The organism is Pseudanabaena sp. PCC 6802 (assembly GCF_000332175.1).
Lineage (GTDB): Bacteria > Cyanobacteriota > Cyanobacteriia > Pseudanabaenales > Pseudanabaenaceae > PCC-6802.
Map to the genome: position 1 here is coordinate 2,337,417 of NZ_KB235914.1, position 12,375 is coordinate 2,349,791.

Annotated in this window: 13 protein-coding genes; 10 read left to right on the top strand and 3 right to left on the bottom strand. The window is 48.4% G+C overall.

Going from position 1 to position 12,375, the window contains the following annotated elements:
* Window positions 1-268 precede the first annotated feature (268 nt).
* From PSE6802_RS0116240 to PSE6802_RS29270, 3 genes are all read left to right on the top strand, one after another.
* Window positions 269-1,399 carry a site-specific integrase gene (locus PSE6802_RS0116240; protein WP_019501102.1) on the top strand — a complete coding sequence of 377 codons (1,131 nt, stop codon included), beginning with the start codon at window positions 269-271 and terminating at the stop codon, window positions 1,397-1,399.
* 87 nt (window positions 1,400-1,486) lie between these two features.
* Window positions 1,487-2,278: an IS5 family transposase gene (locus PSE6802_RS0116245; RefSeq protein WP_019498649.1), complete on the top strand. Its 792-nt coding sequence runs from the start codon at window positions 1,487-1,489 to the stop codon at window positions 2,276-2,278.
* A complete protein-coding gene (locus tag PSE6802_RS29270; protein ID WP_019501103.1) occupies window positions 2,279-3,091 on the top strand; it encodes a Fic family protein in 813 nt (270 codons plus the stop codon).
* On the opposite strand, the gene PSE6802_RS0116255 is transcribed toward PSE6802_RS29270, so the two are convergent.
* Window positions 3,052-4,127, bottom strand: a protein-coding gene (locus PSE6802_RS0116255) for an ISKra4 family transposase (RefSeq protein ID WP_156815358.1) whose coding sequence is annotated in 2 segments (ribosomal slippage) — window positions 3,052-3,969 and window positions 3,972-4,127 — 1,074 coding nt in all. Because the reading frame shifts where the segments join, the coding sequence is not laid out codon by codon here. The genes PSE6802_RS29270 and PSE6802_RS0116255 overlap by 40 nt on opposite strands.
* 193 nt (window positions 4,128-4,320) lie before the next feature.
* Between PSE6802_RS0116255 and PSE6802_RS0116265 the strand changes: the two genes are divergently transcribed.
* The 5 genes from PSE6802_RS0116265 (at window position 4,321) to PSE6802_RS29280 (ending at window position 7,695) form a co-directional block, all read left to right on the top strand.
* Complete coding sequence (locus tag PSE6802_RS0116265) at window positions 4,321-4,566, top strand: hypothetical protein (protein ID WP_019501104.1); 246 nt, start codon at window positions 4,321-4,323, stop codon at window positions 4,564-4,566.
* Between the two features lie 78 nt (window positions 4,567-4,644).
* The gene (locus tag PSE6802_RS33545) at window positions 4,645-4,791 is read left to right on the top strand and encodes a hypothetical protein (RefSeq protein WP_019501105.1); all 147 of its coding nucleotides are present in this window, start codon (window positions 4,645-4,647) and stop codon (window positions 4,789-4,791) included.
* 190 nt (window positions 4,792-4,981) lie between these two features.
* Window positions 4,982-5,647 (top strand): transposase, encoded by a 666-nt coding sequence (locus PSE6802_RS32035; protein WP_019501106.1) that lies wholly within the window; start codon window positions 4,982-4,984, stop codon window positions 5,645-5,647.
* Window positions 5,648-5,699: 52 nt separating this feature from the next.
* Window positions 5,700-6,953 carry an IS256 family transposase gene (locus PSE6802_RS0116280; RefSeq protein WP_019498360.1) on the top strand — a complete coding sequence of 418 codons (1,254 nt, stop codon included), beginning with the start codon at window positions 5,700-5,702 and terminating at the stop codon, window positions 6,951-6,953.
* A 103-nt stretch (window positions 6,954-7,056) separates the two neighbouring features.
* A complete protein-coding gene (locus PSE6802_RS29280) occupies window positions 7,057-7,695 on the top strand; it encodes a transposase (RefSeq protein ID WP_019501107.1) in 639 nt (212 codons plus the stop codon).
* Between the two features lie 145 nt (window positions 7,696-7,840).
* Here PSE6802_RS29280 and PSE6802_RS33550 read toward each other — a convergent pair whose 3' ends face one another.
* Together PSE6802_RS33550 and PSE6802_RS0116295 are read right to left on the bottom strand one after the other, a co-directional pair.
* Window positions 7,841-7,984 carry a hypothetical protein gene (locus PSE6802_RS33550; RefSeq protein WP_156815558.1) on the bottom strand — a complete coding sequence of 48 codons (144 nt, stop codon included), beginning with the start codon at window positions 7,982-7,984 and terminating at the stop codon, window positions 7,841-7,843.
* 363 nt (window positions 7,985-8,347) lie between these two features.
* Window positions 8,348-9,214 (bottom strand): 3'(2'),5'-bisphosphate nucleotidase CysQ family protein, encoded by an 867-nt coding sequence (locus PSE6802_RS0116295; RefSeq protein WP_019501109.1) that lies wholly within the window; start codon window positions 9,212-9,214, stop codon window positions 8,348-8,350.
* Between the two features lie 283 nt (window positions 9,215-9,497).
* Here PSE6802_RS0116295 and PSE6802_RS0116300 point away from each other — a divergent pair, with 283 nt between their 5' ends.
* Together PSE6802_RS0116300 and PSE6802_RS0116305 are read left to right on the top strand one after the other, a co-directional pair.
* Window positions 9,498-10,559, top strand: coding sequence for a Light dependent period protein LdpA domain-containing protein (locus PSE6802_RS0116300; RefSeq protein ID WP_019501110.1), 1,062 nt, complete (start codon window positions 9,498-9,500; stop codon window positions 10,557-10,559).
* Window positions 10,560-10,604: 45 nt separating this feature from the next.
* Window positions 10,605-12,344, top strand: coding sequence for a R3H domain-containing nucleic acid-binding protein (locus tag PSE6802_RS0116305; protein ID WP_019501111.1), 1,740 nt, complete (start codon window positions 10,605-10,607; stop codon window positions 12,342-12,344).
* Window positions 12,345-12,375 lie beyond the last annotated feature (31 nt).

The window sequence follows — 12,375 nt, forward strand, 5'->3', positions numbered from 1 at the left end:
ACGTGCGATCGAGATTTACCAAGCTAGTCTGCTAAGCAACCGGAAAAAGAAAAACAACCCATACACCCGATAGCTTGGGTCAAAAATGGGGCGATATGAACTATGCTTTTGTGAAACCAATCGGAGCGAAAGGATTTGAACCTTCGACCCCCACTACCCCAAAGTGGATTTCAATTGAATTGCGTACGCAATTTGAGTGCTTTTAACCTATACTGTTAGCTAATTTACAGGCTTTTTTAGGTCACTTTAGTAGCATTTTGAGTACGCAATGAGTACGCGAGGCGAGAAGGGTAAGGTTGCAGTTGAAGCGATCGATGGGTGGCTGCGGTTGCGATGGCGAGTGTACGGTACGCAATATGCCTTACGAATTGGTCTGCCAAATACCAAAGCCAACCGCATGGTTGCACAGAGCAAGGCTCATCAAATTTATCTCGATGTTATCAGTGGCAATTTCGATCCGACGCTGGATAAGTATCGCCCACCACGCCAAAATGATTGTGGGCAAGTCAAAAGCACTAGGGTTAGCCTCATCGATGCTTACGAACAGTTCTGCAAGTACAAATCCAAACAGCTTGACCCGCGTACCTATGAGAAATACCAAACGTTGGGCAAGCAATTGAAGGCATTTCACCAGAATAAGGAATTAGCTGCGATCGCTCCTGAAGATGTTGAGGGCTTCTGGAATTATTTGGAGGAGTTAGGACTAGAGAAACTTACCCGCAAGGGGAAAGCGGTGCTCCTAGCTGCTTTTGGTAAATGGGCATTTGAGCAAGGTTTTATTAAGGATAATTTCTGGCGAGATGTGCCTAAGTGGGTCAGGTTACCTGCTCCAGAGTCTCCGAAGCCATTTACTCCCGAAGAAACCCAGAAAATTTTGGCTGCGTTTAAGTCCCATCGTTACTACAGCTACTACTACCCATTTGTTCTGTTTTGCTTTGGTACGGGTGTTCGTTTGGGTGAGGCGATCGGGTTGCAGTGGAAAAGACTATCTGAAGATTGTGCAACCATCGAAATTGTGGAAGCATTATCTCGTGGAGTGCGCAAGCCCACTAAAACTAACCGTTCGCGGCAGTTCAGGCTGGCTCGTAACATTGCGGTGATGTTACTACAGCACAAGCCTGCAAACGCAGAGCCTGAAGATATTGTGTTTACTACACCCAGAGGTCATGCCATTGACGATCATAATTTCCGCAATCGGGCATGGATAACTGTTCTGAGCGAACAGCAGATTTCCTATCGCAAGCCCTACAACATGAGGTCAACCTTTATCAGCTATGCACTGGCATCGGGCATGAGTCCGATGATAGTCTCGCAAATTACGGGGCACGATCCGCAGGTGATGTTCAATCATTATGCTGGAGCTATTGAAAGTACACCTGCAACCCCTGAACTTTATTGATATGGTATTTGAGAAGCCATTTAGGAAGTAAAAGGCGCACCAAAAGCAGGTATAAATACTGATGAAGTCTAGTATAAACCTGAAGAGATGCGCCGATCCTATAATACCGATTTATCCAACCAAGAATGGGAAATTATCGCACCCATGCTACCCAAACCATCAAAATGGGGTAGGCCACCCAAAACAAATATGCGAGAGTTACTGAATGCCATTTTCTATATACTCAAAAATGGTTGTACATGGCAGAATCTACCCCATGACTTTCCGCCTTACTCAACGGTCTATTTCTACTGGCAAAGGTGGGAAAGAACTGGGCTACTGGAGGAGATTAATCGCAAATTGAGCCAACAATTTAGGGAAAAGGTTAGTAAAGAGGCGACCCCAAGCTTGGTGAGTATCGATAGCCAGAGTGTGAAGACAACAGAAAGTGCGGGCAGTCGAGGTTTTGATGGCGGTAAGCAAATCAAGGGCAGAAAACGCTTCGCTATGGTTGACACCTTGGGCTTAGTTGTAAAGGTGTTGGTGTGTGCAGCTAACATCGGTGAAAGAGCAGGAGCTAAGCAGTTGTTACAGAATCTCACATCTCCATTACCACGATTAGAGAAAATTCTGGTTGATGCTGGATTCTCTGGTGATGAAATCACACAATGGGTCAACGACAACTTCGGATGGCTTTGGGAAGTTAGCAAACGGGCAGACAATCAGAAAGGTTTTGTAGTGGAGTCAAAGCGTTGGGTGGTAGAGCGAACCTTTGCTTGGTTAGGTAATTGTCGTAGACTAAGCAAGGATTATGAATTTTATGAGCAAATGTCTGAATCGTTTATTTACTTGGCTTTAATCCGCAAAATGCTAAGAAATCTGGCAACTGCGACTTCCTAAATGGGTTCTGAGCGCAACTACCCCTTCAACGATCTACCCTTATTACCACCGCCTGTTGAATTAGAGACTAAGGTGGTTCTGAAGCAGGCAATCTCTGCCAACCGATCGCTGGCAGAATTGAAAGGGGTTGGAGATCTGATTCCGAATCAAGCAGTTCTGCTCAATACCTTGGCTATCCAGGAAGCTAAGCTGTCATCGGAAATCGAAAATATTGTCACAACTAACGATGAACTGTACCGAGCCTTAGCGGATGAAGGACAGCCGAGCGATCCTCACATCAAGGAAGTGCTGCACTACAATGAGGCGCTTTGGTATGGTTTCCAGAAAATCAAGCAAGACCAGCCGCTAACGACGCGACTGTTTGAGGAGATCGCTCAGATCGTTAAGCCCAGTGTTTCAGGAGTGCGGAAGGTGCCTGGAACACTGGTGGTTGACGGAATTACTGGAAATGTTATTTATACACCTCCAGAGGGCGAAGCGATTCTCAGGGATAAATTAGCCAATCTCGAAAGTTTTATGTATGCCAATGACGACTTAGACGTGCTCATCAAGATGGCAATAATGCACTACCAGTTTGAGTCAATTCACCCTTTTACAGATGGCAATGGCAGAACGGGACGCATTTTGAATATTCTCTTCCTGGTGGAAAAACACTTACTGGAATTGCCCGTTCTCTATCTAAGTAGCTACATCATTCAGCATAAACGTGACTATTACATGGGGTTGCGTGGCGTGACCGAGCAAGGAGACTGGGAAAAATGGCTGGGAGCATCTCAGTTTTGCAAGGCAAGGTTAAGAGAGCCATTAAGGTAAGCAGAACGGTGTTTGAGGACTTGTGGCACATTATCACGGTTCCATTGAGCGCCAGAGATTTTGATGCGTCTAGCGATTTGCTTAACAGCAGATTCCACTGCGCCAGAACCAATAGAGCAAATCTGCTCGGTTTGGAAATACCAATAATCAGGAATACGATGGCGATGCTTGTGCAGATAAGCAATAAAATTGATGCTCTGAGGACTAGCTAAGTGATTGAGCTCAGCAATAGCTGCAGTCACATTACCCCGCCACAAAAAAGCTTCGACCCCAGTCAAAAGTTGAGCTGTAGCCTCAATTTTATGCAGGTTTTCCACCAAATGGAACCAGTCCAAGATTTCATAGCGACTATCAGGTATAGAGATCTGGGCAATAATATTCCAAATCCCATCATGTCCATCCCCAATACAGGTAACCATATCTGCTAAAGGCTGTCGATTTACCCAGTCTGTTAAGGCAATGTTATCTTGAAATGTGGCAAATATGGCTTGTCCATGCAAGTTCACAGCTTTATAGTCCTTCCACTCACTTGGCTGTCCAAGTGGCGTGCGCAGTCTGATTCTGCCTCCATCGACACTTAATTCCTCGACCGACTCTTCTACCTCTAGGGGGCTAAATTCATGGCGATGCACCAGGCGCTGTTGTGTACTGCGCGATATTTGCACTCCCATCAACATGGCTAAGTCTTTGGCGGCTTGTTCGTAGGATACATTCGCACTCAAGATCAGGCTACATCTTTCCACATACGGGCTCACCTGGCTATAGGGGGCTACTTTGAGCTTCTGCGCTTGCTTTTGCGTGAGGTGGAGCTGTCCGATGCTGCTTTGCACTCGCCTGCGGCGTCCTGCTTCTGTGCCCGTAACTGTGCGGATAAAAAACTCCCTATTTCTGGGCTGACATGTTCGAGGATTTGCTGCCGCACAGCGATTTCGATCCCTTCCAAGCTGGTTAGTTGTTCCGATGGTGTATTCTGATAAAGGATGGCGGCAATAGCTTGAACGTGCGCTTGCATTTCTTTTTCCTGCTCTGGAGTCATGGTTGCTCTCCTTGGGGTTGGTTTCTCGTATTCCTATCTTCTGATTTCTTCCCCCTTTTGGCTACCCATCTATATTAAGCATTATTACTCAGTGCAAAGTTGAGATGCTCCCAAATGGCTGTTGTACGTGCTTCGAGCTATTGAGGAAACTTCTTCGATCACTCGTGACAAAATTCTAGCTATCCGAGGACTAATGGAACGAGTTTCGGAAACGGTGAAGCGCGAACTACCCAAAATATATAGCAAGGAACTTGTCGAAGTCCTGTTTCAACAACCTTATTGTAAGATTCGTTTTTTGGAAGAAGCTGATATTGCAAAACGTCAAACTGCTTCAAATTACTTACGTGAGTTAGAGGGTTTTGGTTTGCTCAAAGGGGTTAAACGCGGACGCGAAGTTTACTACGTTAATATACCTTTCTTCGACTTGCTGACTAAGTAATAATACTTATGTGTATATTTTTTAACTAAAAATCGACATGTATACATAATATGTACGTGCCATCGACATATTATTTCAATGGCGATCGCCGACTATCTATCTCAGCATCCAGACCTGAATTTTGATTCAGATTCTGGCGAAGCTATGCTCAATCGGTTTAATCGAGGCATTGATGACCTCAAGGCAGTGGCAGAGTACATCGAAAATAAGCCGAGATCGCTTTAAGGAACCTCAGTTAGGGTTAACCTGCATTATTCATGAAGAGCAGATGCTACACAAATAGTGGTAGGTTGACTATTTTGTTAAACTAAAACACTATATACACACGACTTGGAAGGTTAAGCAGGTAAGGTCTAAAAAGGGCAACAAAAGGCTAAGATGAAGGAATAAACGACGAAAAAGCCTTGTTTTGCCAATGTTATTACCTTTTTTCAGGCTGGTAGGAGTAGCACCAACCATAGCTAAAGGGATGCAGGCATATCGCAGCGTGTTTTGTCGCGAAGAGGGATTTAACCACGTCAGTCGATATGTCAATGGTTTGATTCTAAGTCCCAACAAGACATTACAAGGGATCCACAGCCAAATAGTGTGGCCAGAGGGAGAAGCCGTGAGCCGACGGGCAATGCACGAGGCAGTGTTTGAGGCAGGGTGGGATAGCGAAAAGTTAATGCAAAAGCATCGGGAGACATTATCATCGGAGCATCAAGGCAAGGGGAAAGAGGTAATCAGCCTGGATTGGACGTTGGCACATCACGAACGGGGCAAAGAAATCTTTGGAGTCAAACGCAGTTACGATTATGTAGAGCATCGCATGAGCAACTACCAAACAGTGGTGACTGCAGTAATCTCAAATCGGGAGTATATCGATGGGTTAGACGTGGTAGTGCAACCACCGAATTGGCAGGAGGCAGAGAAAGCATATTTGCAGATGAGCGCACAACAGAGTTACACGGAGATGGCGCAGGTAATGGCGCGTCTGAGCGAGTTAATCAGCTACCAGAGCAATCGGCTGGAGTATCGTAAACGCACGGAAATCGTGCGAGACCTCGTGGAACAACTGGAAACAGAGGGACGAGACTGATCAGAATTTTGTGTAAGCGGTCTAGAATCACAAAAACCAAGGAGACCGCAACATGTTAAGAGGCAAACAAGCAACTAATCGTACAGATGAACTACTAGACGAGTTGGTGTCAGAGTGCCATAGCCCCGAGGACATTCTAGGAGAATCGGGCTTACTGAAGCAACTGAGTCAACGACTAATCGAGCGAGCGCTCACGGGAGAGCTGAGCCATCACCTCAAATCAAGCACGCCTAAGGGAGAGGAAGCGGTAGAAGACGAAGTTGTGCGACGCAACAGCCGCAATGGCTACTCGCAGAAGACGGTGCAGTCGCAACAGGGCGAAATGGAGTTGTCGATACCGCGAGACCGTAACGGCGAGTTTGACCCCGTGCTGGTACCGAAACACCAAAGGCGAATAGCAGGACTCGATGAGAAAATCCTGGCTATGTATGCACGGGGATTAAGCACCCGAGACATTAGTGCTCAACTCGAAGAACTCTATGGTGCCAAGATCTCCGCCGCACTCATCAGTGAGGTCACTGATGCAGTTAGCGACGAGGTCAAGGCTTGGCAGTGCCGTCCCCTGGAACCTGTATATCCCATCATTTACCTCGATGCCCTCTACGTGAATATCAAGGTGTCGGGTCGGGTGAGCAAGCGAGCGGTCTATGTCGTCTTGGGTATTACGGTTGAGGGCAACAAAGAATTGCTTGGGCTGTGGATTGGGGAGGTGGAATCCGAAGGCGCTAAGTTCTGGCTCAAGGTGCTGACTGACCTCAAAAACCGTGGGGTCAAGGACATTCTGATTGCCTGTTGCGATGGCTTAGTGGGATTCCCCCAGGCGATTGAGGCTGTTTTCCCGCAAACCCAGGTGCAACTATGTATTGTGCATCTGATCCGCAACTGTTTGCGTCATGTGCCCTGGAAAGACGCTAAAGCTGTTGTGGCTGACCTCAAGCCCATTTATCATGCTGCCACTTTGGCAGAAGCCGAAGCTGCGCTTGAGGCTTTTGCCGCCAAGTGGGATCGCCTATACCCCGCGATTAGCCAAATCTGGCTGCGCCATTGGCAGAACATTATCCCCATCTTTGACTATCCCATGGACATCCGCAAAGTCATCTACACTACCAATGCCATTGAATCCCTCAATCGCTCCCTGCGCAAGGTGATTAAAACCAAGGCTGTCTTCCCCGATGAGGAATCTGTCTTCAAGCTCATGTTCTTGGCCATGCATAACATTGCCAAGCGTTGGACTCGCCCCCTTAAAGATTGGAAGGCAGCGTTGTCATATTTTGCTATCCTATTCCCAGGACGTTTAAATTACTGACCTTATTTCTCGCTTACACAAAAATCTGAGCACTCTCGAGGGACAGTTCCCCAACGCCCACTATGCTTTTGACAACGGCGTATTGACCCTGGAGTTGACGCGTTTGATTGAAAGTAAGGGCAAGCACTGGGTCAGCGAAATTGAATCATCGCGACATATCCTTTGGGATAACCAGTGGCAACGAGTTGATGCTGTCGCCACCCTGTTACGGTCTCAGCATCCTCAGAGCTTTCGGGCTGTGACGATCGCCTGTCGTAATGGTCAAAGTAAGACCATGTGGGCATTTACGAAAGTGATACGGCTGAAACGCTATGGACGCAAGCGTTTGGTCATTGTACACGAGCAGTCGGACTTGGGTGATGCCCCGCGCTTTTTACTCACGGATGCCCAACATTGGGAAAGCACGCGCATCATGGAAACTTGGAACTATCGCTGGTCTTGTGAAGTCTTTCATGAGTTCTGCAAGCAAGTTACAGGATTGGAAGCGGCTCAGGTACGCAACCAGCAAGCGGTCAAACGCCACTTGCGTTTATGTTGTCTAGCGCAGTCTTTGCTCCAACGCGTAACGGGCTCGGGCGGAAAATCGGAAAGTTTTTCGTTTGCTAAGGGAACGCAAACCATCGGGCAGAAGCTCCATTCCCTCTCGCGTGAAGCGCTTGCTCAACTACTGGAGTTGGCTCATGGCTTGTTTGCCAACGGACGTTCTATAGCTCAGGTATTGGAGGTGCTTATGCCTGCTTAGATTCATCTGACATTCTGTCCTCGGCTTGAATAACCTTCCAAGTCGTGCCAAGTTATCGTACTGACAGAGGGCGTAGAGTAAAGGTCCTCTTTTTTGTTCCATGCCAACGGCAATTTTCCCCTCTCCATAGCGTGCTCGCAGTTGATTAACCCAATCCAAGAGGTCTTGGGGGCGAGTTTGGATGATGTATTCTTGCGCCTGTGCCGGACGCACAATCGTAGAGGGCAATATCATGTTTGCGATCTGCCCAGTCAATGCCAATGTAGGCAACATATTGGTCAGTGGTCATGTTAGATTAATTCCATTGATTTTGGTCGAACTCAGAGAGCCTGCCGCCGACACACGCGAAAAGATTATGGAAAAGGTTGTAGCCTTGTTCCCTGAGAATTCGTTAAAAGTGTAGGATAAAGGTTCAGAGGCGATACGATATGTTAGTAGTCATCTAGTGACTTGCGCTGCAATGTCGCTGAACCCGACCGTTTGAAGGCGATCTGTTGGAGGCGGGGGGTTATAGCGTTTTTCAATTGAGAACAGATTTTATTGACGGGGTGAAGGGGTGGATTGTGGGAGCCTATATCGGCGATCGCTCTCTTCGCTCCGCCAAGAAGCTATGGCAATCAATACCTGCAGTCTATCGTCAAGGTGCGTTATGTTATACCGATTTTTGCTCCTGGTCTTCTAGAGCCGCAAGTGCGGCCTGACTTAGCTGGCATAGATCGGCATGACAGCGACGATTGCTTGCCATAACTCCTCCCCACTGAAATACGTCTTCATTGTTATAGGTTAAAGGAGTGAGATCGAAGTGCGTAATTTTGCCTCCGGCTTCCGTGAGGATAATTTCTGGGGCGCAATAATCCCAATCCTTGGGTGCGGAATGACCGGAAATGGAAACGTAGTAGTCTGCTCTACCCTCTGCGATCGCTGCTAACTTGCCACCGATACTGCCCAGAGCGATTTCGCCCTCCTTAGGTAAGTGTTTGAGAATGTAGTCTAACTTCTCACTGCGATGGCTGCGACTGGCGATTGCGATCATATTTTCCATTTCGATTTTGTTAGAAACGCGCAGCGGCGTTTTGCTGCCATCGACAAGTTCCAAATGCGCACCTCCTCCACTGGTCGCGGTAAATAGTTTGCCCGCGACAGGCGATGCCACCAGCCCGAGGACGGGGCGCTGCTGATAGGCAAGACCGATATGCACGGCAAATTCACCCGTGCGTTTGATAAAGTCAGTGGTGCCATCCATCGGATCGATCGCCCATACCCAGTCATAATCGAGGCGGCTGAGATCGTCCTCAGTCTCTTCGCTGAGATAGGCAAAATCCTGCGTGCCCAATTTTTGCTGGAGATTTGAGAGGATATACTCATTGGCGGCAAGATCGGCTGAAGTCACGTCACCCTCATGATTGCCCTTGTCAGTAATTTGCAAATCCTGGGGGGATTCATAATATTTCAGTAAAATTTCGGCTGCTCCCCACGCAATAGGACGGGCGATCGCTAATAATTCCGCTAGATCGTGCATTGGCTGACTTTCTTAATTTTAGGTGAAATAATACAGCGATCGCGATCGCTGAATACTGGCGCTAGTCCATTAGTCTATGCCAAAATTCGACCAAAATTTTAAGGTGTTACAATTAATCAACGCTCGTTGTATAGCTATAGACAGATCTGTTAGGACAGGGGGGTGTGGGGGCGTTGCCCCCACGAAGGGGTTCCACCCCTGCACCCCGTCCTAAGCCTGTTGGCTATAGCTATAAATTTTCATGGTCTTTGCCATCTTTGCTAAATCCCTTCTAAATCCCTAGATGTCTAAGCCCTTAGACTCTCTCTTAACACGGCAGTGGTTCAAGCTGATCTGTGGTGCTAGTTATCAGTATTTGCCTGTCATTCGTAATTTAGCTCTGGTTTATACCCTGGCAGGGGCTGACTGTATCGATATGGCCGCCGACCCGGCTGTAGTGAATGCGGCGCGCGAGGGCATCAAAGTCGCCCTCAACTTAAGCAGTAACTTTAACCCTAATGCAAACCATGCTGCACGCAATATAACCAACTCCCAACCCCCAACCCCTTGGGTAATGGTGAGCATTAATAACGTTGAAGATTTGCATTTCCGTAAGGCGCAATTCGATGCGATCGCTTGTCCTCCCACCTGCGATCGCCCCTGCATTAGTGCCTGTCCCACTCAAGCCATTCAGTTTAGCGATCGCTTTCAAGGTGTGAGGGATGAACTTTGCTATGGCTGCGGGCGCTGTCTGCCCCTCTGCCCCGTACAGATTATCCACACCCGCGAACAATCCTACGATCTAGAAGACATTGCCGACATGGCGATCGACGCGATCGAAATCCACACGCAACCCTGGCGAGTCGATGAATTTCGCCACCTTTGGCAGCGGTTGGCTCCCCTAATTGTTAATCTCAAGCTAGTTGCAGTTAGTTTTCCTGACTGCGACAATCTTAAGGAGTACTTGTTAGCATTACTAGATTGTATGCAGCCTTTACCAAACCAGTTAATTTGGCAAACGGACGGTAGGCCCATGAGTGGCGATATTGGTAACGGTACGACCCGTGCCGCGTTGCAACTATGTCAAAAGGTATTGGGCTTGCAATTGCCCCGAGGTTTCGTGCAATTGGCGGGTGGTACAAACGCCAGTACTGTTGCTAAACTACGGGCAGCTAACATAGAAGCTTCTGGTGTCGCCTACGGTAGCTATGCCCGCAAGTTGGTATCAGAATTTTTAGAAGCAGGAGGCGATCGCCTTGAATCACACCCCCATTTACTCCAGCAAGCCGTAAACCAGGCAAGCAGTCTGGTCGCACAAATTAAACCTCTCAAAACCTCTCGAAAACTCTCAAATACAACCGCTTAATTAAGCTTAATTAATAACTAAATTATTAACCTGAATTACTAACCTATGTCCGAAGTTATCCGCAGACAGGTAACCGACAATCTAGACCAACTTTTGGCCATACTGCCAACCGAAATCAGACAAAGCATTGAAACCTACGGACATCTCGATAGTCTTGTTGAAGTGGTACTGGATCTGGGCAGACCGCCGGAAGCAAGATATTTCGAGCAAACGCGCTATTTAGCAGAAGCACCAATTACTCAAGCCGATCTAGATCTGTGCATCCAGCGCGTGGGCGAATTTAGTGGCGACAACCGGGCTGGCATCGAACGCACCCTGCACAGAATTAGCGCGATTCGCAATCGCAAAGGTGTAATTATTGGCTTAACCTGTCGGGTCGGTCGTGCTATTTTCGGCACGATTGAGATGATTCGCGATTTAGTCGAAACGGGCAAGTCGATTCTGTTGCTGGGCCGACCGGGTATGGGAAAAACCACGGCTCTGCGCGAGATCGCTCGCGTGCTGGCGGATGAAACTCACAAACGGGTGGTAATTATCGATACTTCCAATGAGATTGCGGGGGATGGCGACATTCCTCACCCCGCGATCGGGAGAGCGCGGCGGATGCAAGTTGCCAAGCCCGAACTCCAGCATCAAGTCATGATCGAAGCGGTGGAAAACCACATGCCGGAGGTAATCGTGATCGATGAGATCGGTACGGAGTTGGAAGCTTTAGCGGCCAGAACGATCGCCGAGCGTGGCGTGCAATTAGTCGGCACCGCCCACGGCAATCAATTGGCAAATTTGATTAAAAATCCCACCCTATCGGATTTAGTTGGCGGCATTCAGTCCGTCACCCTGGGCGATGAGGAAGCACGACGGCGCGGCACGCAAAAAAGCATTCTCGAACGCAAGGCTCCACCCACATTTGACATTGCCGTGGAAATGCTAGAGCGCTACCGCTGGATCGTACATAAGGATGTTTCAGATACCATTGACGGTCTATTGCGCGGACGCGAACCTGCCTATCAGATTCGCGGTGTGAGCGAAGAGGGCAAAGTGACCATCTCAGAAGAACAACCGCGTCAGCCGGAAATAGTCAGAAACCCTGGTGCCAGGGGATGGCGTGCCTCAGGACGCATGGAACCTTTGCCGCTGGATCGCAGTTTGGTACGCAATGGTGCCGACCAGTCCGACCGCCAATACGATCTAGATAGCGAGTCGAGCGGGTCTAGAGCTGAGGAAAGACCTGGAGCGAGGCCCTTGCTCAATGCTGGCGCGATCGCCGATCGCGATGGGGATGTTGTTTACGTCTACCTCTATGCCGTGAGCCGCCACCAAACGGAACAGGTAATCGATATGCAAAGTCTACCTATCGTTTTGACTAAAGAATTAGATCGGGCTGATATGGTACTGGCATTGCGATCGCAGGTACGCAGCCACTCCAAACTGCGCCACTTAGCCGAAACGCATTCGCTGCCCATTCACACGATCAAAAGCAGTACGATCCCGCAAATTACGCGGGCACTGCGGCGGATGCTGCAACTTGACGAGCCTGCCGGAATTTCTGCTGTTAACGACCTGAACTTGTTTGCCTATGGTGACTCCGAAGACGAAATGGAAGCTTTAGAGGAAACGCGCCTGGCGGTGGAGCAAATCGTGATCCCCAAAAGCCAGCCCGTCGAGCTTTTACCCCGTTCCTCTACGATTCGGCGGATGCAGCACGAATTGGTGGAGCACTATCACCTCAAATCTACCAGTTTCGGGACAGAACCAAATCGCCGCCTGCGTATCTACCCTAATTAACTGCCCTATTAACCGCTATCCCTAACTATTC